Here is a 19475-nt window from a genome sequence, read left to right as displayed (position 1 = left end):
TCGCGGGCACGCCCGCTCCCACAGGTACTGCACACAGTCTGAAATGTGCGCAGTGCCTGTGGGAGCGGGTTCACCCGCGAAGAGGCCAGTGAATCCCCTGCAAGTATCAAGGTTATCGCTCATTACAGACCAAGGGGTGAAAACCTCCCCCCCGGATGCAGTACAATCGCCCCCTTTTTCTTGGCAACGAGTCGAAGCCAATGATCGAACCCAAGCGCGTCCTGCGCGCCCTAGCCGAACACTGGGCCCTGATCGAGCCGCTGTGCGAGCGTTTCGACCAGGGCACCCTGAGCCTGGTCGAATTGCGTCAGCATGTGGGCCGCCAGCAGGTCGAGAGCACCCCGCAGGACATCACCCAGCTGCTCGACGTGTGGATCCGTCTGGATATCCTGGTCCCGGTGGCCAAGAGCCCGAACCGTTTCGAGCTCAACGCGCAGATCCATGACTTCCTCGCCTACCTGCGCCGCGAACACCGGCTGGGCCTGTGCCTGGAGATCGAAGCCTACCTGCGCCACCTGGAACGCCTGGCCGGGCATATCCAGGACGCCTTCGACAACCGCGACAGCGACGACCTGGCACGCCAGCTGCGCCTGCTCGACATGCGTGTGCGCGATGTACTGAAGAAGCTCGACAATGACGAGCAGGCACTGGTGGCCGTGGCCGAGCGGGCCAAGACCAGCAACCGCCAGATCCCGCTGCGCCAGCGCTATGCCGAAGTACTGGCGACCTGGGACGAGTACGTCGAGCCGATGATCCAGCTGGTCAACGCCGACGGCGCCTTCGAACAGGGCGTGCGCAAAGTCGAGACCGTGCTGCTGAAGCTGCTGGGCGAACAGGCGCGCCTGGGCCACCTGGTCGACGACGACATGCTGCTGCGGACCCACGCGCGCATCCTGGAAATGCAGACCAGCGCCCAGCTGACCCTGCGTCACGCCCGCGAACTGCTGCTGCCGCTGCGTGAGGAAGCCCGCCGGCACAACGCCGTGACCCGTGGCGCCGCGCTGGCCCTGTCGGTGATCCGGCGCAAGGGCATCGACGCCGTACCGCAAGCGGCCATGCCGATGTTCACCCGCCCGCAAAGCACCTTCCTCGGCAGCGCCAGCCAGGTGGAAGCCTATGTCTACGCCCTGGCCCGCTTCGAGCCCAAGCCGGCGCGTTTCCCCAAGGCCCACAAGACCCAGTCCGGCGCCCTGCCCCGTGCACCGCGCACGGTCAAGGAAATGGCCGAACGCTGCGAACAGGCCCTGCCGCTGCCCGACCTGATGGTCTGGCTGCTGGAGCAGGAACCCGAAGGCGCCACCGACGAGCTGCTGTACTGGTTCTCGCGCCTGTCGCGGGAAAAGCGCTTCAAGCGCGAACGCCTCGACCGCCGCGAGTACATCACCCAGGAACACCTGGTCAGCCTGCGCTCGTTCGCCCTGACCTCCAGCCGCGAAGACGCCGCCAGCGCGCCTACCGAATCCAACGCGAGCCCAGCCCATGCATCTTGATCTTTCCGAACTGTCCCAGCTCGCGCCGATCTTCCGCGAGCTGTTCAAAGGCTTCCACGTCAGCCGCCGCGACCCCGAGCTGTATGCTCAGCTGTCGAACTTCCAGGACCAGTACCGCACCCTGTTCAAGGCTCTGGGCTTCGAACTGGTGTGCGATACCCGTGGCTTCTACTACTTCGTGCCGGACATGGCCGCCGCGCAGGTCAACAAGACCGCGCAGCGCCTGTCGCTGTTCACCTTCATCCTGGTCGAACACCTGGCCGACCAGGGCCGCGACCCGATGGCCGTGCTCGATGGCGGCAGCATCGGCCGTGACGAACTGCCCTCGCTGCTGGACAAGTACCGCGACCTGTTCCTGCAGGCCGAAGTGCAGACCGTGGACGAGCTGGAAGAAAAAATCCTGCGCCGCATGACCCAGCTCGGCTTCGCCTTCGAGGAAGGCGGCATCTACCGCTTCCTGCCGCCGATGCACCGGTTCCTCGATGTGTGCCTGGCGGTGCAGCAGGACCGCGACCTGGCGGCCACCCTGCACAGCGACCTGCCGCTGCCGACCCCGGTGCTGGTCGAGGAAGAAAGCCCCGAAGAACTCAACCGCACCGACGACCCGCTCGACCTCAGCCCCTTCGAGGGCGAGGAAAGCGAAGAGGAAGCCCTGGCCCGGGCGATCCGCGAAGAGCAACAGGAGATTGACGCATGAGCCAGGAACGCTACGGCATCCGCCGCTTCGCACTGCTCAACACCGCCGGCTACAGCCTTGGCCTGTTCCCGCTGGAGCACCCACTGTCGGTATACGGTGCCAACAACCTGGGTAAATCGGCGTCGATCAACGCCCTGCAGTTCCCGATCCTGGCGCGCATGTCGGACATGAGCTTCGGCAAGTACAGCCTCGAGCAGTCGCGCCGCTTCTACTTCGCCAGCGACACCTCGTACATTCTCTGCGAACTGAGCCTGCCCCACGGCCCGCACGTCATCGGCGTGGTCGGCCGCGGCCCGGGCGGCGGTTTCGGCCACCAGTTCTTTGCCTACAAGGGCGAACTGGACCTGGCCCACTACCAGAAGAACGACACCTGCCTGCGCCAGAAAGAGCTGTTCACCAACCTCGAGCGCCTGGGGATCAAGGCCTACGAGCTGAAGCCGGATGAACTGCGCCGGCTGCTGGTCGGCGGCCACACCTCGGTGCCGCTGGACCTGACCATGATCCCGCTGCGCTCGACCAGCGAGCAAAGCCTGAAAACCTTCCGCGCGCTGTTCATCAACCTGCTGCACATGCGCGAAATCACCGCCGCCAAGCTCAAGCAGCTGTTCCTCGACGCCTTCGAGCACAGCCTGCGCTCCGGCAGCGTCGACTACATCGCCGCCTGCGAGGAAGCCTTCCGCGACGTGCGCCGCATGGAGCAGGACTACAACGCCCTGGTCGCCGCCGGCCCGCTGGTCGAGGCCCTGGCCGGTGGCGTGGCCCAGCGCGACATCCTGCGCGGCAAGCTGCACCGCATTTCGCCAGTGCTCGACACCCTGCTGGGCACCTGGCAGGAATACGCCATGGCGCGCAAGGAAGAGCTGGTGATCCAGGCCGAGCACTACCGTGGCGAGCAGGATCGCCTGCAGAACGACCAGCGCGGCGGCACCCAGGAACTGATGCGCCTGGAGCGTGAAATCACCGGTATCCAGCGCTGGCTGGGCGAGCTGTCGGTGCTCAAGCACCGCTTCGCCCTGGTCGATGACGTCAAGGTGCTGGAGCAGCAACTGCTGGCGGCCAAGGACGCCCACGACGAACTGGCCGGCGCCCTGGCCCAGTCGCGACAGTTCAGCGCCGAAGACCTCGACGAGCGCGTACGCGACCTGGAAAAACGCCTGAAGCAGGTCAAGCAACAGCTCGACCACGCCGACAACAACAGCTACGCCCGCCTGCGCGAGGAGTTCTCGCAGCAGGACGTCGACCGCCTGATGCGCCTGTTCAACGGCGCGCTGTTCAGCCTGCCGCTGGGTGACCGCGGCATCGAACTGGACGACAGCGACCTGTGGGTAAAATCGCTGGAGGCGGTGCTCGACGGCTTCAAGGGCGAACGCTTCGAAGCCCCGGGGCTGTCCATCGACCTGTCGCACATCGACCCACCAGCACTGCAGGCCCTGGCCGACCGTGCTGCCCTGCGTGACCAGAAAGAGCGCCTGGAAAAGGAGCTCAAGCAGCTCAAGACCCAGCAAGCCGTGGCCGCCGACCGCTCCGCCTCCAAGGCGCAGACCGAAACCCTGTACCAGGAAGTACTGGACGCGCAAAAAGCGCTGGAAGACTTCCGCCGCAGCGAAACCCTGGCCGCCGAAGAGCCCGAGAAGCTGGAACAGCTGTCGCAGCTCGAAGCCGCCCAGGACGAACTCAAGCGCTCCAGCGACGCCTTCACCGAACGTGTCCAGCAACTGTCGGCCAAGCTGCAGCTGGTCGGTAGGCAGATCGGCGACCTCGAGGCCAAGCAGCGCACCCTGGAAGACGCTCTGCGCCGTCGCCAGCTGTTGCCGGCCGACCTGCCCTACGGCACGCCGTACATGGAAGCCGTCGACGACTCGATGGACAACCTGCTGCCACTGCTCAACGACTACCAGGACAGCTGGCAGGGCCTGCAGCGGGTGGACAACCAGATCGAGGCGCTGTACGCCCAGGTGCGCCTGAAAGGCGTGGCCAAGTTCGACAGCGAAGACGACATGGAGCGCCGCCTGCAACTGCTGGTGAATGCCTATGCGCACCGCACCGACGAAGCCCTGACCCTGGCCAAGGCCCGCCGCGCGGCGGTCACCGACATCGCCCGGACCCTGCGTAACATCCGCAGCGACTACGACAGCCTCGAGCACCAGCTGGCCCTGTTCAACCGCGAGATCAACAAGCGCCAGGTATCCAACCTGGAGAGCTTCCGCGTGGTGCTGGCGCCGAACAAGGAAGCGCTCAAGCACATCGACCAGATCATCCACAGCGCTGGTCAGTACGAAGAAGGCGAAACCCTGTCGGTATTCGACCTGACCCAGAGCGCCGAGCAGGACAACAAGAACGAAGAGGCCAAGGAATACCTGGCACGGCTGGTGGCGGCCAACCACAACCAGCTGGGCCTGAAGGACCTGTTCGAGCTGGCGTTCGAGATCACCAAGGTCAACGGCCAGCCGGTGATCCATGCCGACATCGACGGCGCGGCATCCAACGGCACCACCATGACCATCAAGGCGCTGACCAACATGTACCTGTTGCTGCACCTGATGGACCGCGACCTGGCCGGGCGCATTCGCCTGCCGTACTACCTGGACGAAGCGGCGGACATCGACGAACGCAACCAGGCTGCGCTGCTGGAAACCAGCCTGCAGCTGGGCTTCGTGCCGATTCTGGCGAGCGTGAAGCCGCAGGTTTCGGCGCGCGTGGCGATCGACCTGGAAGGTGGCAGCGGGCCGAATGGCATCTACATCGACGAAGCGGACTGGAAGTTCATCAGCCGTCGGGATGAAGTGAAGGCTGTTGTGCGAGAGGATCAGGCCGAAGAATTGGCCTGATATCGGGGTAATGGGGCCGCTTTGCGGCCCTATCGCGACACAAGGCCGCTCCTACAGGGATTCGCGTTCCCTGTAGGAGCGGCCTTGTGTCGCGATGGAGGCCAAAGGCCTCCCGGCGATCTGTCAGGCGATCAATGCGCCCAAGGCAGGATCGGAATCGCTGTCACCGCATTCTGCGGGCTACCTTCGACGATGCGGTCGCTGTACACCAGGTACACCAAGGTATTGCGCTTCTTGTCGAGGAAGCGCACCACCTGCATGGTCTTGAACACCAGCGAGGTGCGTTCCTTGAACACCTCCTCGCCATCCTTCAGCTCACCCTTGAAACTGATCGGCCCGACCTGACGACAGGCAATCGATGCCTCCGCCCGGTCCTCCGCCAGCCCCAACCCACCCTTCACGCCGCCCGTCTTGGCCCGCGACAGGTAGCAGGTCACGCCCTCGACCTTGGGGTCGTCGAACGCCTCGACCACAATACGATCATTCGGCCCGAGGAACTTGAACACGGTGGACACCTGGCCGATTTCCTCGGCCCCGGCCAGCATCGGCAACGCCAGTGCCGCCACGGCAAACATCCTTTTCAGCACGCGCACGTCCTCAGACCAGAACCAGGTTGTCACGGTGCACCAACTCGGGCTCCGCGATATAGCCCAGGATGCTTTCGATGGCATCCGACGGCTGGCCGATGATCTTCTGCGCCTCCAGGGCGCTGTAGTTGGCCAGGCCGCGCGCCACTTCAAGGCCGTCCGGGCCGACGCACACCACCATCTCGCCACGACGGAAGCTGCCCTGCACGGTCTTCACGCCAACCGGCAGCAGGCTCTTGTTGGCCTGGCGCAGCGCCTGCACGGCACCGGCATCCAGCACCAGGGTGCCACGGGTCTGCAGGTGGCCAGCCAGCCACTGCTTGCGCGCCGCAAGCATGCCGCGCTCGGGCGACAGCAAGGTACCCAGGCGTTCGCCAGCCTTGAGGCGATCCAGCACGCGCTCGATGCGGCCACCGATGATGATGGTGTGGGCACCGGAACGGGCTGCCAGGCGCGCGGCGCGCAGCTTGGTCTGCATGCCGCCACGGCCCAGAGCACCGCCGGTACCGCCGGCTACGGCGTCCAGTGTCGGGTCGTCGGCGCGGGCCTCGTAGATCAGCTGGGCTTCGGGGTTGTTGCGCGGGTCGGCGTCGAACATGCCATCGCGGTCGGTAAGGATCACCAGCAGGTCAGCCTCGACCAGGTTGGCCACCAGCGCCGCCAAGGTGTCGTTGTCGCCGAAGCGGATCTCGTCGGTGACCACGGTATCGTTCTCGTTGATCACCGGCACCACGCCCAGGTCGACCAGCGTGCGCAGGGTACTACGGGCGTTCAGGTAGCGCTTGCGGTCGGACAGGTCGTCGTGGGTCAGCAGGATCTGCGCAGTGTGCTTGCCGTGCTCGCCGAAGCTCGACTCCCAGGCCTGCACCAGGCGCATCTGGCCGATCGAGGCAGCCGCCTGCAGCTCGTTCATCGCACTCGGTCGCGACGTCCAGCCCAGCTGGCTCATGCCGGCAGCCACGGCCCCGGAGGAGACCAGTACCAACTCCACGCCTGCCTCACGCAGCGCTACCATCTGCTCGACCCAAACGGCCATGGCACCGCGGTCGAGGCCTTTGCCATCGGCGGTCAGCAGAGCACTGCCAATCTTCACGACCCAGCGCTTGGCGCCCGTCACCTTGCTTCGCATCTTCTTCCAACCTATGTCGAATCTGTAGATACCGTGGATACAAAAACGCCGCTCCAAAGAGCGGCGTTTAGTGTACTGCAACCGGTCAGTCGCGCACGTAAATGATTTCCGGGCCGTCTTCGTCGTCCTCGAAATCATCGTCCCAACCGTCATCGTCGCCGATGTCGTGCACGCTCTTGACGCCGGTACGGCGCAAGGTACGGGCGTCGTCCAGGGCCTGCAGCTGGGCGCGGGCTTCGTCTTCGATGCGCTGGTCGAGGTCGGCCAGCTCTTCGGCGTAGGCCGGGTCGTTGGCCAGGCGGTCGGCGCGGTCTTCGAGGTAGCGCATCAGGTCGTGGCTGAGCTTTTCGGTGCCCTGCTTGGAGATGGCCGAGATCACGTAGACCGGGCCTTCCCACTGCAGGCGCTCGACCACTTCCTTGACCCGCTCGTCGCGCTCGTCGTCCATGACCATGTCGGCCTTGTTCAGCACCAGCCAGCGCTCACGCTCGGCCAGCGACGGGCTGAAGCGGGTCAGCTCGTTGACGATGACTTCGGCGGCATCGGCCGGGCTGCTTTCGTCCAGCGGCGCCATGTCCACCAGGTGCAGCAGCACGCGGGTACGCGCCAGGTGCTTGAGGAAGCGGATACCCAGGCCGGCGCCTTCGGAAGCACCTTCGATCAGGCCGGGGATGTCGGCGATGACGAAGCTCTTCCAGCGGTCGACACTGACAACACCCAGGTTCGGCACCAGGGTGGTGAACGGGTAGTCGGCCACTTTCGGCTTGGCGGCCGAAACCGAGCGAATGAAGGTGCTCTTGCCGGCGTTCGGCAGGCCCAGCAGGCCGACGTCGGCCAGCACTTTCATTTCCATTTTCAGGTCACGCTGCTCACCCGGCTTGCCAGGGGTGGTCTGGCGCGGCGCACGGTTGGTGCTGGACTTGAAACGGGTGTTGCCCAGGCCGTGCCAGCCGCCCTGGGCGACCATCAGCTTCTGGCCCGGGGTAACCAGGTCACCGATCACTTCCTGGGTGGAGGCGTCGATCACGGTGGTACCGACCGGCACACGCAGGAACAGGTCTTCGCCTTTCTTGCCGGTGCAGTCGGTGCTGCCACCGTTGGCGCCACGCTGGGCCTCATGGTGACGGGTGTAGCGATAGTCGACCAGGGTGTTGAGGTTTTCGTCGGCGATCATGTACACCGAACCACCATCACCACCGTCACCACCGTTGGGGCCACCGTTCTCGATGAACTTCTCGCGACGGAAGCTCATGCAACCGTTGCCGCCGTCACCGGCCTTGACCCGAATGGATACTTCGTCAACAAACTTCATTAAAACCGCCTCTCGTCGGTAGACGAGCTGAATGACTCAAAAACATGAGGCTCTTGCAAAAATGAGCGCGGCGGCCCCGTACGACCGTAGAAACTCACGCCGGCAGCCCATACAAACAGCTTTGCAAGAGGCTCACCACAAACGAAAAAGCCCCGTCGCGTGACGGGGCTTCTGGAGCGACGTCGCGATTAAGCGGCGACGATGCTCACGTAACGGCGCATGAACTCGCCTTTCTTCTCGAACTTGATCACGCCTTCGATCTTGGCGAACAAGGTGTGATCCTTGCCCATGCCAACGCCGTAGCCAGCGTGGAATTCGGTGCCGCGCTGACGGACGATGATGTTGCCTGGCTTGATAACCTGGCCGCCATACATCTTCACGCCAAGGCGTTTCGATTCTGAGTCGCGACCGTTACGAGTACTACCACCAGCCTTCTTGTGAGCCATGGTTCAATTCTCCAAATAAATTCAGGGGATCTAGGGGATTAAGCCTGGATGCCGGTGATTTTGATCTCGGTGAACCACTGGCGGTGGCCCATACGCTTCATGTGGTGCTTACGACGACGGAACTTGATGATGCGAACCTTGTCGTGGCGGCCTTGCGAAACGACTTCGGCCACTACTTTAGCGCCAGCAACAACTGGAGCACCGATGGTGACTTCTTCACCGTTGGCGACCAGCAGGACGCGATCGAAGGTCACGGATTCGCCAGTGGCGACTTCCAGTTTTTCGATCTTGAGGAATTCACCTTCAGCGACTTTGTACTGCTTGCCGCCGGTAACGATTACTGCGTAAGACATGGTATTTCTCCGATAATCCTGCTCACCCAGCGCTTTATATGATGAGTATTGGCTGGCATGGCTGCACAGGGCTGGAACGGCCCGGCGCAATTGCGTAAGGCAGGTGCTGCCCAGGAAGTTAGGGTGCGCGATTGTACGCAACCGCGGTTTTGCTTGCAAGTACCGCCCCCGGCGCGCTGGCACCGCGCCTTGACACGCCGGGACCCGCGACCTAGCATGCCGCGCAACCTCACTGGAGCAGCCGATGCAACCCCAATCCTTCTACCGCGCGGTGGCTGATGATTTCAGCGCCGTCGACGAGATCATCAAGAAGCAGCTGACCTCGCGCGTGCCGCTGGTATCGAAGATCGGCGACTATATCACGTCCGCCGGTGGCAAGCGCCTGCGCCCCCTGCTGGTGCTGCTGTGTGGCAAGGCCCTGGGCCGCGAAGGCGACGACCTGCGCCTGCTGGCTGCCACCATCGAATTCCTGCACACCGCTACCCTGCTGCACGACGACGTGGTCGACATGTCCGGCATGCGCCGTGGCCGCTCCACCGCCAATGCCCTGTGGGGCAACGCACCGAGCGTGCTGGTGGGCGACTTCCTCTATTCGCGCTCGTTCGAGATGATGGTCGAACTGGGCTCGATGCCGGTCATGCAGATCCTGTCCAAGGCCACCCGCGTGATTGCCGAGGGTGAAGTGCTGCAGCTGTCGCGGGTACGCGATGCCAGCACCACCGAGGAAGTCTACATGGAGGTCATCCGCGGCAAGACCGCGATGCTGTTCGAAGCGTCGACCCACAGCGCCGCCGCGCTGGCCGAGGCAACCGACGAACAGCGCGAGGCCCTGCGCACCTTTGGCGACCACCTGGGCGTGGCCTTCCAGCTGGTCGACGACCTGCTGGACTACAAGGGCGACTCGCAGACCCTGGGCAAGAACGTCGGTGACGACCTGGCCGAAGGCAAGCCTACCCTGCCGCTGATCTACACCATGCGCGAAGGCACTGCCGAACAGGCTGCGCTGGTGCGCCAGGCCATTCAGAAAGGTGGCCTGGAAGACCTGGAGCAGATTCGCGTGGCGGTAGAAGAGTCGGGGGCGCTGAAGTACACCGCGGAGCTGGCGCGTGACTACGTCAAGCGTGCCATCGCCTGCCTGGAAGTGCTGCCGGCCAGCGAATACCGGGATGCGCTGGTCGAGCTGAGCGAGTTTGCTGTCGCGCGTACTCACTGATAGACCGAGTCGCCTTCATTCGCGGGTAAACCCGCTCCCACAGGGATATCACAGGGCTCTGGGCCTATGCGGTACCTATGGGAGCGGGTTTACCCGCGAAGCTTTTGTCCGGACATAATCACTTTCGCAGAAATACCTTTTACAATGCGGGTCTTTAACCGCCCGTCTGTTTGTTTGAGGAACCGAAGTGAGCACTCTGCCACCCTGCCCGAAATGCAACTCCGAATACACCTATGAGGATGGCACTCAGCTGATCTGCCCTGAATGCGCCCACGAGTGGTCGGCCAGCGGCGACACCGAAGCGGCCAGCGACGAGGTGGTGAAGAAGGACTCGGTCGGCAACATCCTGCAGGATGGCGACACCGTCACCGTTATCAAGGACCTCAAGGTCAAGGGCTCGTCCCTGGTGGTCAAGGTCGGCACCAAGGTCAAGAACATCCGCCTGTGCGACGGCGACCACGACATCGACTGCAAGATCGACGGCATCGGCGCCATGAAGCTGAAGTCCGAATTCGTACGCAAGGTCTGATTTTTCTTAAAACCGCCAATTGGCGCTTGCTATTCAGATAATAAGAATTATTCTCATTGGGACTGCTATCCAAGGAGAATAGCCATGACTTATCTGATCGACGCCTGGCTGGACCGCCCTCACCCCTACCTGCGCATTCTTCATCGGGAAACCGGTGAAGTGTGCGCGGTGCTTGAAGAAGAAGCGCTCGACGAGCTGCGTGACCTGGGCGACCTGGACATGAGCGGGCTGAATTCGAGTGAACCGGGGGTGCTCAAGGAGCTGGTGCGGAATCTGTTTCTGTTCTGCTATGCGCGGGCGTTGCGCCCCGGGGGAACAGACTGGAATTGAGGCTGGCAGGGCCGGCCTCTTCGCGGCGGTTCGTCGCCACGATGAACCCGCTCCCACAGGGACTCCACAGCATCTGAATCCTGCGCTGTACCTGTGGGAGCGGGCTTGCCCGCGAATGGGCCGCAAAGCGGCCCCAGCGGCATTACAGAACGTCGAGCAGCTCGACGTCGAACACCAGCACGCTGTGCGGCGGGATGCTGCCAACGCCTTGGGCGCCGTAGGCCAGCTCGCTCGGCACGTACAGGCGCCATTTGCTGCCAGCGTTCATCAGTTGCAGGGCTTCGGTCCAGCCAGCGATCACACCACCTACCGGGAATTCAGCCGGCTGACCACGGTCGTAGGAGCTGTCGAACACAGTGCCGTCGATCAGGGTGCCGTGGTAGTGGGTGCGCACGTTGTCTTCGCGGGTCGGCTTGGCGCCTTCGCCAGCGGTCAGTACTTCGAACTGCAGGCCCGAAGCCAGGGTGGTGATGCCGTCACGCTTGGCGTTCTCGACCAGGAATGCCTTGCCAGCGGCAGCAGCGGCTTCAGCCTTGGCGGCTGCTTCGGCTTGCATCACGTCGCGGATGACCTTGAAGCTGGCCGACAGGTCGGCTTCGCTGACGCGGCTGTCGGCGCCGTTGAAGGCGTCGGTCAGGCCGGCCAGGATGGCTTCCAGGCTGACGCCTGGTGGCGGGTTGTCGCGCAGCTGGCCGCCCAGCTGACGGCCGATGCCGTAGCTGACGCGAGTTTCGTCGGTGGACAGGTTGAGTTCGGACATTGTCGTGCTCCACTGCAGGGCGCAGTGAAGCCGCGCCCTTGATGAAAAGGGCGAGCAGCCTAGCATACTGGGGCGCTGCGAGCAGCTACCAGGCCGAGCGCTGGGAAATCGGCACCTTCAAGTCTTCTTCCGGGTGCGTGCCCATGCCGCACATTTCGTCCTGCACCGACCAGTGCACCAGGTTCATCGAGACCATGGGGATGGTTTGCAGCAACTTGCGCGCATCCTCCACCGAGTGCACGCGCAGGCGTTCACCACGGGGGTCTGAGAGGGGGTGGGCGTGGCCTTTGATCCGGGCCTCGAGCAGGTAGTCACCGCCTTCGATGGCGATCAGGTTCAGTTCGTCGACATGGCCAGCCCTGGCCTCGGTGTTGAGCTGATGCAGGTTCATGAAAGCACCTCGCGATGAGAACCACGCATGAGAGCTCATTTTTTGTACAGAATGGACGAATGCACAAGGCATGACTGACGCCGCTCGTCAGGTGGACCGTACCGGCCTCTTCGCGGGCTTGCCCGCTCCCACAGGGATCGCGAAGAGGCCTGAAGGCTCAGTGCTTGGTCAGCTTGTCCAGGTAGCCCATGCAGAATGCCGAGACCACGAAGGTCATGTGGATGATCACGTACCACATCAGGTAATCGGTGGAGATGTTCTGCGCATCCATGAACACACGCAGCAGGTGGATGGACGAGATGGCCACGATCGACGCGGCAACCTTCATCTTCAGCGACGAAGAGTCCATCTTGCCCAGCCAGTTGAGCTTTTCCTTACTCTCGTCGATGTCCAGTTGCGAGACGAAGTTCTCGTAGCCGGAGATCATCACCATCACCAGCAGGCCGCCCACCAGGGACATGTCGATCAGCGACAGGATCACCAGGATCAGGTCGGCTTCGCTGAGGGCGAAGACGTTGGGCAGGACGTGAACCACTTCCTGGAAGAATTTCAGCGCCAGGGCCAGCAGGCCAAGGGACAGGCCGAAGTAGATAGGGGCGAGCAGCCAGCGCGAGGCATACATCGCGTTTTCGAGGATACGTTCCATGGAGTGTCGGGACTCATCAGGTGACTAAAAAAGCGACGGCGAGTATAGCCAGCCACCTGTTACAGCAAAAGCCCGGTGAAATGGGGGCTGCTTTGCAGACCATCGCGACACAAGGCCACTCCTACAAGAGATCGCGGTCCCTTGTAGGAGCTGCCTTGTGTCGCGATGGGCCGCAAAGCGGCCCCCGGCCTCAATCAGGTCTCAGGATGAAACTGGTAATCCCCCAGGTTCCGGCAACGCTCACCATTGATCCGCCGCAACTGCGCCTGCAAATGCAAGCACCAGATCTGCGGATCCTCGGCCACCTGATAGCCATGCAAGGTCAGGCTGTCGACAATGGCATTGAGCACCGATTCGGCCACCAGCGGCCCATGGAACGGCCCTTGGGCCTTGATCGCGGAGGGTTGTTCACCGGCCATGCCGGCGGCGAACAGCAGTGTCCACATGCCGTTGTCCCCGGCCAGCGGACGAATGCTGCATTCGATGCGGGTCACCAGGCCCAGGCACTGGCGTGTGAGGCTGAGATTGCGCATGGCCGCGCCCCCTCCAATAAGCCTTGTTCAGCCTGAACCTCAGGCTGTTTCCATCCTGAACGCTGATACCGTCCTTAAGTTCCAGCATAGAAGAACGGTATAGAAAGATGGAAAACCGGCGCTGAACGGTAGCACATCGCCGCCAGCGCCGGTTTATTGACTCAGGCCGGTTTGGCCTGGGCGATCACCTCTTCCAGGCGCTCTTTCTCCGCCTTCTCGATTTCTTCCTCGCTGATCATCTCGGCGATCTCACGCAGGCGCTCAACCACCCGGGCGTTGACGCTGCCTTCGGTGAACTGGCCCTTGTCATCCGGCACACCGGCCTCCTCGCCCACCAGCAAGCTCAACGCCTCGTCGGCCTGGCTGACCGCGTACACGTGGAACATGCCGTTCTCCACCGCCTGCAGCACGCGCTCGTCGAGCATCAACGTGGCAACGTTGGCACGCGGGATGATCACCCCTTGCTCGCCGGTCAGGCCGCGCGCCTCGCACAGGCGGAAGAAGCCCTCGATCTTCTCGTTGACCCCGCCCACTGCCTGCACTTCGCCAAACTGGTTGATCGAGCCGGTGATGGCGAAGCACTGTTTGAGCGGCGTGCGCGACAAGGCCGAGATCAGCGTGCAGGCTTCGCCCAGCGAGGCGCTGTCACCATCCACATAGCCGTAGGACTGTTCCAGGGCGATGCTCGCCGAGATCGCCAGCGGGAACTCCTGGGCATAGCGGCTGCCCAGGTAGCCGGTGAGGATCATCACACCTTTGGAGTGGATCGGCTGGCCGAGGTTGACCTCACGCTCGATGTCGACGATACCGCTGCCACCCGGATACACGGTGGCGGAGATACGCGCCGGCATGCCGAACGCCGAATCGCCCACTTCCAGCACCGTCAGGCCGTTGCACTTGCCGATGGCCGCGCCTTCGGTGTCGATCAGGATGATGCCGGCGAGCATGTCGTCCAGCACCCGCTGCGAAACACGCCCGGTGCGGGTGGCCTTGGCCTTGAGCGCACGCTCGATGTGCCCGGCGTCGGTCATTTCGTCACTGGCCAGCTGGCGGATGAAATCGGCTTCGCTGACCAGCTGGAACAGGTCGCCGATACGTGCCGACAGGCGCGACTGGTTTTCGGCCAGGCGGGCACTGTACGTGGCCAGGCGCGCCACCGCGTCGCTGGTCAGTGGCGCCATGCCTTCTTCGTTGGTGCGGGTGCGCAACAGCTGGGCGAACTGCTCCAGGTTCTCATCGACCATGGGCATGTCTTCGTCGAAGTCCACCAGCACCCGGAACATCTCCTGGAAGTCCGGGTCGTGGTCCTGCAGCGCGTAGTACAGCTGGCGCGAACCGATGATGACCAGCTTGATGTTCAGCGGGATCATCTGCGGCGTCAGGCTGACGGTGGCGACCCGGCCCAGCTCGCCGAGCGGCGACTCCATCTTCAGCTTGCGCGATTGCAGCGCGCGCTTGAGCGCGTCCCAGACGAACGGCTCGCCCAGCATCTTCTCGGCTTCGAGGATCAGGAAGCCGCCATTGGCGCGGTGCAGCGCGCCCGGGCGTAGCTGGCGGTACGAGGTGTACAGCGCGCCCTGATCGGTGCTGTATTCGATACGGCCGAACAGGTTGTCGTAGGTCGGGTGCGGCTCGAATACCACCGGGGCACCGCCGTCGGCGTGGTGGCCGACCACCAGGCTTGGGGCGTACTGCTCTTCCAGCAGCTTGCGCGCGGCAGCGTCAGTCTTGCTGTCTTCGACCAGTTGCTCGACCACGGTACGCAGCAGGTTCAGCTGCACCGACTGCAGGTAGGCGCAGACGGCAGCGTTCTCGGCGTACTTCTCCGACAGCGGCGCCAGCAACGGCTGCAGGGCCAGGGTGATGGTTTCTTCGTTGAGCTGGCGCAGCTGGTTGTTCGACTCGCGTTTCCATTGCGGCAGGCTGGCCAGCTCTTCGTTCAGGCGTTCCTCGAGCAGGGCGATATCTTCGTGGAACTGCTCGCGCACCTCTTCCGGCAACTGGGCGAACTCGGCTTCATCCAGCGCCTTGCCGTCGGCCATCGGGGTGAAGGCAACGTTGCTGGCGTCGCGGTACAGGGCCACGTCCTTTTCCAGCGAGGCGCGCTCGATCACATCCAGGGCGCGGTCGTAACGCTGGTTGAAGGCACGGTCGATGGCGCCTTTCTTCTGCTGGTACGACGGGTGTTCGAACACCGCCGGGAAGGTCGACAAGAGGTTGTCGATCAGCCCGTTCATGTCGGCGATGAACGCCCCGGCGCTGCCGGACGGCAATTCCAGCGCACGCGGTTCGCGGGTGTCGTCGAAATGATTGACGTAGACCCAGTCGGAAGGGGTTTGCTGGCGCTTGCCCTCGGCCTTGAGGTAGCGCTTGACGAACGAGAAGCGGCCGGTACCGGGCTCGCCCATCACATACACGTTGTAACCAGGGCGCGGCATGGCCACGCCGAACTGCAGGGCCTCGACAGCACGTTCCTGGCCCAGGACTCCGCGAAACGGCTCCAGATCGTCAGTATGGGTAAAGGCAAACTGCTCGGGGGAGAAACGCCGGGTCAGGGCTTCAGGCGCGAGACGCAGGCGCGCAGCGACAGGATCGGGCATTGGGTTTCCTTACTTCGGCGGGGCAGATACGCAGCATTCTGGCGCTGCCCGCGCGCGCCTTGCAAGGCTCCGCAGGACTTTATGTCGCAGCCGAAGCGGGTCATGGAACAGCAAATTTTTCGCAATCAACAACGCAACCTTTAGATCGTGCCTAAACTCCAAGCTGCGCGGGTGGGTGAAAAGCTTTCCCGACCTGGCAACCGAGTTGCCAGAAACCCTGACCCTTGGTTAAGTCAAATAGAGAACAAATGCTATGAAACGGATTCTTCTGGGTACTCTGTTCACCGTGGTCTCGATCAATGCCATGGCCGAAGCGCCAGGCGGCCCGAACTGCGGCTGGGGCAACATGCTGTTCGAAGGCCAGCGCGGCACTCCGGCACACTTCCTGGCTTCCACCACCAACGGCACCTCCGGTAACGCCACCTTCGGCATGACCTCCGGCACCAACGGCTGCTCGACCAGGGCGTCGCTGACCTACGGCGGTAAGTCCTGGTTCGCCATGAATGGCATGATGAACGAACTGTCCGAAGACATGGCCATGGGCCAGGGTGAAGCGCTGACCACCTATGCCGTGGTCCTCGGTGTGGCTCCGGAAGACCGTGGCTACTTCGCGTCGGTCACCCACCAGCACTTCAACCAGATCTTCAGCAGCGCCGACGTCACTGCCGAAACCGTCCACAGCAACACCCTGGCCGTTCTGAAGAACGACCCACGCCTGGCCAAATACGCAACCGAGGCCTGAGTGCAGCTGCTCCCGCCCCGGTTCCGGGGCGGGTTTCGCCTTTTTTCGGCATCGTTCAGAAGTAGTTGCCCGACATGCTCAAACGCTTCGTATCCCTGGCGCTGTGTGCCTGCGCCCCTGTTCATGCCGCGCCCGTGCTGGACCAAGGCCGTGTCCAGCAACTGGCCAACACCCCTTACTGGATTGCCCTGGGCCATTACGAAACCGCCAAGCTGGGTGGCTGGCGCAGCTACGTGGACGATGAGGCGTTCTTCCTTGCCGAGGACGGCGCGCACCACCCCGATCAGGAGCTGCAAGCCACGGTCGAAGCGCTGTACGCGCCGGCCAACCTCGGCGACAAGCATGCCCAGTGCGTGTTCCCGGCGCGCACCCGCTGGCTGCGCGAACAGCTCGACCTGCAGGATTTGCCACAACCAAACTGCCAGGAATTCACCACCTGGTACCAGTCGATCGACCCGCACAGTGCGGCGCTGATCTTCCCGGCGGCCTACCTGAACAGCCCGTCATCGATGTTCGGCCACACCTTGCTGCGCATCGACCAGTCCAACACCCGCAGCGACGACACCACGCTGCTGAGCTACGCGATCAACTTCGGCGCCTACATCGAAGGCAGCGACAACAGCATCCTGTATGCCTGGAAAGGCCTGATGGGCGGCTACCCGGGCCTGTTCGCGCTGATGCCCTACCAGGAAAAACTGTCCGAATACCGCAGCCTGGAAAACCGCGACCTGTGGGAGTACCAGCTGGACCTGACCCCGGAAGAAACCGGGCGCATGGTCGAACATGTGTGGGAGCTGAAGCAGATCCAGTTCGACTACTTCTTCTTCGACGAGAACTGCTCGTATCGCCTGCTGGAACTGCTGCAGGTGGCCCGCCCGAGCCTGGACCTGACGTCGCAGTTCCCGCTGACCGCGATCCCGACCGACACGGTGAAGGCCGTGAAGCAGTCCGGCATGGTCGCCAGCGAAACGTACCGCCCTTCTCGCGAACGCGAACTGTTGGCCCGGGCCGAGCCGCTTGATCACGACGAGAAGCGCCAGGTGCTGGCTGTAAGCGCCGACACCGCGCAATTGCAGAGCCCCGAATTCAAGGCCCTCCCCCGCCAGCGCCAGGCGCTGGTGCAGGATGCCGCGTACCGCCTGGAGCGTTACCGCGCCAATGGCCAGGAGCGCGACCCTGGGCAGGCCAAGCGCAGTTTCGAACTGCTGCGGGCAATCAACAGCAACCCGCCACCGCCCCTGCAGATCGAGCGCCCGGGCCTGCCCGAGGACGGCCATGATTCGCGCACCTGGCAGCTGGGCGTGGGCACCCGCGAAGACCGCGCCTACGCCGAGTACGGCCTGCGCATGGCCTACCACGACCTGAATGACAACGCCTATGGCTTCCCGCTGGGTGCGCAGATCGAGATCCTGCAGCTGAAGCTGCGCCAGTACGAAGGCAATGACTGGCAGGTACAGCGCCTGGACCTGGCCACCATTCGCTCGCTGACGCCGCGCAACGAGCTGCTCAAGCCTTGGTCGTGGCAGGTGGCCGGCGGGCTTGAGCGCGTGCCGGGCAAGCATGATGACGAAGTGCTGGTGAGCCATGTGAACGGCGGGGCCGGTGGCACCTGGCAACTGGCCGACGGGTTGCTGGGCTTTGCCCTGGGCACGGTGCGGGTCGAGCACCACAATGATTTTGCTCAGTTCATCGCCCCGGCGGCGGGCTTCAATGGCGGGCTGCTGTGGCGCAACGGGCTGGGCAACATGACGCTGGAGGCCAAGGGCGATTATTTCGCCAATGGCGAGGTGCGGCGCAGTGTGAGCCTGAACCAGCAGTGGGAAATCAGCCAGAACCTGGGCGTGCGGTTGAGTGCTTCGCGGGAGTTCAGCCACCTGGCTACGGCGCAGAACGAGGTGATGCTTGAGCTGAAGTGGTATCACTATTGATCGGCCCCAAGCATTTTTGTAGGAGCGCGCCAGGGCAGAACCTGTGTGACCCAACCGACTCTTTGACACTGTTTTGACGGCCCCCCGACAAATCCCCACCTAGACTTTCCAGTATCAACCGGAGGGTTTTGTGGTTATGTCGCGGTACTGGTTCGGCGTGTGCATGGCGTTGTTGCTGTCTGGTTGCGAAACCACCCACGAGCAGATGATCAATCAGGGTTATCCCCCCGCCTATGCCGATGGTTTCCAGGACGGCTGCAGCAGCGGCCGCCAGGCGGCGGGGCTGATGGTCGGTGGTTTTCGCAAGGACGTGCCGCGCTACCTGCACGAGCGCCAGTACGAAAGCGGCTGGGACGACGGTTTTCGCCAGTGCCACGCCATGCAGAACAGCGAAGAACAGCGCCAGTACCACGAGCGCTTCTGGGACCAGCGCGAACGCGACTGGGAGCAGGAAAAAGACCGCGATGCCGCACGCGCCTATCGCCACAACTGAGTCGCAAACGGACATTCCTTGAAACCGGCAGCCTGCGATGATGGTCTCCTGCACAAGGAGGCCACACATGAGCCGAGCATTCGTCAACGAAGACCAGGCCGCCGCCCAGGCTGATCAGCCGGTCGAGCGACGGGTCAGCGCGCAACCCAACTACGTCACCGCCAGTGGTTTGCGCCAGCTGCAGGAGCGCGTGGCCGAACTGAATGCCCTGCGCAGCGAACTGCAGGCCCAGGGCGAACGGGGCGACAGGCAAAGGCTGGCGGATACCGAACGGGACCTGCGCTACTTCAGCGCGCGGGTGCAGAGTGCCCAGGTGGTGCCGGCGGCGACATCGCGCAGCAAGGTGCAGATTGGTAGCCGGGTGCGGTTTGTCGATGGGCAGTACCAGGAGCAAGTGGTAAGGCTGGTGGGCGAGGATGAGGCGGATGCCGGGCGGGGGTTGATCAACTGGGGTTCGCCGTTGGGGAG

At 63.4% G+C, this 19475-nt stretch carries 20 protein-coding genes; 10 read left to right on the top strand and 10 right to left on the bottom strand.

Going from position 1 to position 19475, the window contains the following annotated elements:
* Positions 1–200 precede the first annotated feature (200 nt).
* The 3 genes from mksB to mksF are packed head-to-tail and all read left to right on the top strand — an operon-like array spanning position 201 to position 5015.
* Positions 201–1490, top strand: coding sequence for an Mks condensin complex protein MksB (gene mksB, locus J5M58_RS13710; RefSeq protein ID WP_112251945.1), 1290 nt, complete (start codon positions 201–203; stop codon positions 1488–1490).
* Positions 1480–2187, top strand: a complete 708-nt coding sequence (gene mksE / locus J5M58_RS13705; protein WP_112251944.1) for an Mks condensin complex protein MksE — start codon at positions 1480–1482, stop codon at positions 2185–2187. The genes mksB and mksE overlap by 11 nt, the downstream gene beginning before the upstream one ends.
* The gene (gene mksF / locus J5M58_RS13700) at positions 2184–5015 is read left to right on the top strand and encodes an Mks condensin complex protein MksF (protein ID WP_112251943.1); all 2832 of its coding nucleotides are present in this window, start codon (positions 2184–2186) and stop codon (positions 5013–5015) included. The genes mksE and mksF overlap by 4 nt, the downstream gene beginning before the upstream one ends.
* 131 nt (positions 5016–5146) lie before the next feature.
* Here the strand turns inward: mksF and J5M58_RS13695 are convergent, their stop codons facing one another.
* The 5 genes from J5M58_RS13695 to rplU all read right to left on the bottom strand — a co-directional run bounded on the left by J5M58_RS13695 (position 5147) and on the right by rplU (position 8842).
* Entirely contained in the window at positions 5147–5590 is a 444-nt protein-coding gene (locus J5M58_RS13695; protein WP_207878486.1) for a CreA family protein, read from the bottom strand.
* A 22-nt stretch (positions 5591–5612) separates the two neighbouring features.
* Positions 5613–6731 (bottom strand): glutamate 5-kinase, encoded by a 1119-nt coding sequence (gene proB / locus J5M58_RS13690; protein ID WP_112251941.1) that lies wholly within the window; start codon positions 6729–6731, stop codon positions 5613–5615.
* Positions 6732–6816: 85 nt separating this feature from the next.
* Positions 6817–8043: an Obg family GTPase CgtA gene (gene cgtA / locus J5M58_RS13685; protein ID WP_112251940.1), complete on the bottom strand. Its 1227-nt coding sequence runs from the start codon at positions 8041–8043 to the stop codon at positions 6817–6819.
* Positions 8044–8231: 188 nt separating this feature from the next.
* On the bottom strand, positions 8232–8489 hold the full coding sequence (rpmA, locus tag J5M58_RS13680) for a 50S ribosomal protein L27 (RefSeq protein ID WP_003247464.1): 258 nt from the start codon (positions 8487–8489) through the stop codon (positions 8232–8234).
* Between the two features lie 38 nt (positions 8490–8527).
* On the bottom strand, positions 8528–8842 hold the full coding sequence (gene rplU / locus J5M58_RS13675; protein WP_003247466.1) for a 50S ribosomal protein L21: 315 nt from the start codon (positions 8840–8842) through the stop codon (positions 8528–8530).
* 244 nt (positions 8843–9086) lie between these two features.
* Between rplU and J5M58_RS13670 the strand changes: the two genes are divergently transcribed.
* The 3 genes from J5M58_RS13670 (at position 9087) to J5M58_RS13660 (ending at position 10914) form a co-directional block, all read left to right on the top strand.
* Positions 9087–10055 (top strand): polyprenyl synthetase family protein, encoded by a 969-nt coding sequence (locus J5M58_RS13670; protein ID WP_112251939.1) that lies wholly within the window; start codon positions 9087–9089, stop codon positions 10053–10055.
* Positions 10056–10242: 187 nt separating this feature from the next.
* On the top strand, positions 10243–10584 hold the full coding sequence (locus J5M58_RS13665) for a zinc ribbon domain-containing protein YjdM (protein WP_016713349.1): 342 nt from the start codon (positions 10243–10245) through the stop codon (positions 10582–10584).
* A gap of 84 nt (positions 10585–10668) precedes the next feature.
* A complete protein-coding gene (locus tag J5M58_RS13660) occupies positions 10669–10914 on the top strand; it encodes a hypothetical protein (protein WP_112251938.1) in 246 nt (81 codons plus the stop codon).
* A 142-nt stretch (positions 10915–11056) separates the two neighbouring features.
* Here J5M58_RS13660 and J5M58_RS13655 read toward each other — a convergent pair whose 3' ends face one another.
* The 5 genes from J5M58_RS13655 to J5M58_RS13635 all read right to left on the bottom strand — a co-directional run bounded on the left by J5M58_RS13655 (position 11057) and on the right by J5M58_RS13635 (position 15844).
* Positions 11057–11674, bottom strand: coding sequence for an FKBP-type peptidyl-prolyl cis-trans isomerase (locus tag J5M58_RS13655; protein WP_025337633.1), 618 nt, complete (start codon positions 11672–11674; stop codon positions 11057–11059).
* Between the two features lie 85 nt (positions 11675–11759).
* Positions 11760–12065 carry a DUF6482 family protein gene (locus J5M58_RS13650; protein ID WP_085626988.1) on the bottom strand — a complete coding sequence of 102 codons (306 nt, stop codon included), beginning with the start codon at positions 12063–12065 and terminating at the stop codon, positions 11760–11762.
* Positions 12066–12222: 157 nt separating this feature from the next.
* Positions 12223–12711, bottom strand: coding sequence for a TIGR00645 family protein (locus tag J5M58_RS13645; RefSeq protein WP_003247486.1), 489 nt, complete (start codon positions 12709–12711; stop codon positions 12223–12225).
* Positions 12712–12905: 194 nt separating this feature from the next.
* Positions 12906–13244 carry a hypothetical protein gene (locus J5M58_RS13640; RefSeq protein ID WP_003247487.1) on the bottom strand — a complete coding sequence of 113 codons (339 nt, stop codon included), beginning with the start codon at positions 13242–13244 and terminating at the stop codon, positions 12906–12908.
* Between the two features lie 161 nt (positions 13245–13405).
* Entirely contained in the window at positions 13406–15844 is a 2439-nt protein-coding gene (locus tag J5M58_RS13635) for a Lon protease family protein (RefSeq protein WP_207878434.1), read from the bottom strand.
* Positions 15845–16097: 253 nt separating this feature from the next.
* On the opposite strand from J5M58_RS13635, the gene J5M58_RS13630 reads away from it, so the two are divergent.
* The 4 genes from J5M58_RS13630 to J5M58_RS13615 form a co-directional block, all read left to right on the top strand.
* Positions 16098–16586 (top strand): DUF3015 domain-containing protein, encoded by a 489-nt coding sequence (locus J5M58_RS13630; protein ID WP_112251936.1) that lies wholly within the window; start codon positions 16098–16100, stop codon positions 16584–16586.
* 74 nt (positions 16587–16660) lie between these two features.
* On the top strand, positions 16661–18514 hold the full coding sequence (locus tag J5M58_RS13625) for a DUF4105 domain-containing protein (protein WP_112251935.1): 1854 nt from the start codon (positions 16661–16663) through the stop codon (positions 18512–18514).
* A 136-nt stretch (positions 18515–18650) separates the two neighbouring features.
* Positions 18651–19007 carry a hypothetical protein gene (locus J5M58_RS13620; protein WP_207878432.1) on the top strand — a complete coding sequence of 119 codons (357 nt, stop codon included), beginning with the start codon at positions 18651–18653 and terminating at the stop codon, positions 19005–19007.
* A gap of 67 nt (positions 19008–19074) precedes the next feature.
* The coding region (locus J5M58_RS13615) for a GreA/GreB family elongation factor (RefSeq protein ID WP_207878430.1) at positions 19075–19475 on the top strand (401 nt) is incomplete at its 3' end.

It is taken from the genome of Pseudomonas sp. 32_A (genome assembly GCF_017490905.1).
In the GTDB taxonomy this organism is placed as follows: domain Bacteria; phylum Pseudomonadota; class Gammaproteobacteria; order Pseudomonadales; family Pseudomonadaceae; genus Aquipseudomonas; species Aquipseudomonas inefficax.
This window is presented reverse-complemented; position numbering and strand designations above follow the sequence as displayed.

What these genes read in the sequence shown, in the direction of transcription:
- J5M58_RS13620 (WP_207878432.1), top strand. Translation starts at nt 18,651, where the DNA reads ATGTCGCGGTACTGGTTCGGCGTGTGCATGGCGTTGTTGCTGTCTGGT.
- J5M58_RS13650 (WP_085626988.1), bottom strand. Translation starts at nt 12,065, where the DNA reads ATGAACCTGCATCAGCTCAACACCGAGGCCAGGGCTGGCCATGTCGAC.
- proB (WP_112251941.1), bottom strand. Translation starts at nt 6,731, where the DNA reads ATGCGAAGCAAGGTGACGGGCGCCAAGCGCTGGGTCGTGAAGATTGGC.
- J5M58_RS13645 (WP_003247486.1), bottom strand. Translation starts at nt 12,711, where the DNA reads ATGGAACGTATCCTCGAAAACGCGATGTATGCCTCGCGCTGGCTGCTC.
- cgtA (WP_112251940.1), bottom strand. Translation starts at nt 8,043, where the DNA reads ATGAAGTTTGTTGACGAAGTATCCATTCGGGTCAAGGCCGGTGACGGC.
- J5M58_RS13640 (WP_003247487.1), bottom strand. Translation starts at nt 13,244, where the DNA reads ATGCGCAATCTCAGCCTCACACGCCAGTGCCTGGGCCTGGTGACCCGC.
- J5M58_RS13625 (WP_112251935.1), top strand. Translation starts at nt 16,661, where the DNA reads ATGCTCAAACGCTTCGTATCCCTGGCGCTGTGTGCCTGCGCCCCTGTT.
- rplU (WP_003247466.1), bottom strand. Translation starts at nt 8,842, where the DNA reads ATGTCTTACGCAGTAATCGTTACCGGCGGCAAGCAGTACAAAGTCGCT.
- mksE (WP_112251944.1), top strand. Translation starts at nt 1,480, where the DNA reads ATGCATCTTGATCTTTCCGAACTGTCCCAGCTCGCGCCGATCTTCCGC.
- rpmA (WP_003247464.1), bottom strand. Translation starts at nt 8,489, where the DNA reads ATGGCTCACAAGAAGGCTGGTGGTAGTACTCGTAACGGTCGCGACTCA.
- mksB (WP_112251945.1), top strand. Translation starts at nt 201, where the DNA reads ATGATCGAACCCAAGCGCGTCCTGCGCGCCCTAGCCGAACACTGGGCC.
- J5M58_RS13670 (WP_112251939.1), top strand. Translation starts at nt 9,087, where the DNA reads ATGCAACCCCAATCCTTCTACCGCGCGGTGGCTGATGATTTCAGCGCC.
- J5M58_RS13635 (WP_207878434.1), bottom strand. Translation starts at nt 15,844, where the DNA reads ATGCCCGATCCTGTCGCTGCGCGCCTGCGTCTCGCGCCTGAAGCCCTG.
- J5M58_RS13660 (WP_112251938.1), top strand. Translation starts at nt 10,669, where the DNA reads ATGACTTATCTGATCGACGCCTGGCTGGACCGCCCTCACCCCTACCTG.
- J5M58_RS13695 (WP_207878486.1), bottom strand. Translation starts at nt 5,590, where the DNA reads ATGTTTGCCGTGGCGGCACTGGCGTTGCCGATGCTGGCCGGGGCCGAG.
- J5M58_RS13630 (WP_112251936.1), top strand. Translation starts at nt 16,098, where the DNA reads ATGAAACGGATTCTTCTGGGTACTCTGTTCACCGTGGTCTCGATCAAT.
- J5M58_RS13655 (WP_025337633.1), bottom strand. Translation starts at nt 11,674, where the DNA reads ATGTCCGAACTCAACCTGTCCACCGACGAAACTCGCGTCAGCTACGGC.
- mksF (WP_112251943.1), top strand. Translation starts at nt 2,184, where the DNA reads ATGAGCCAGGAACGCTACGGCATCCGCCGCTTCGCACTGCTCAACACC.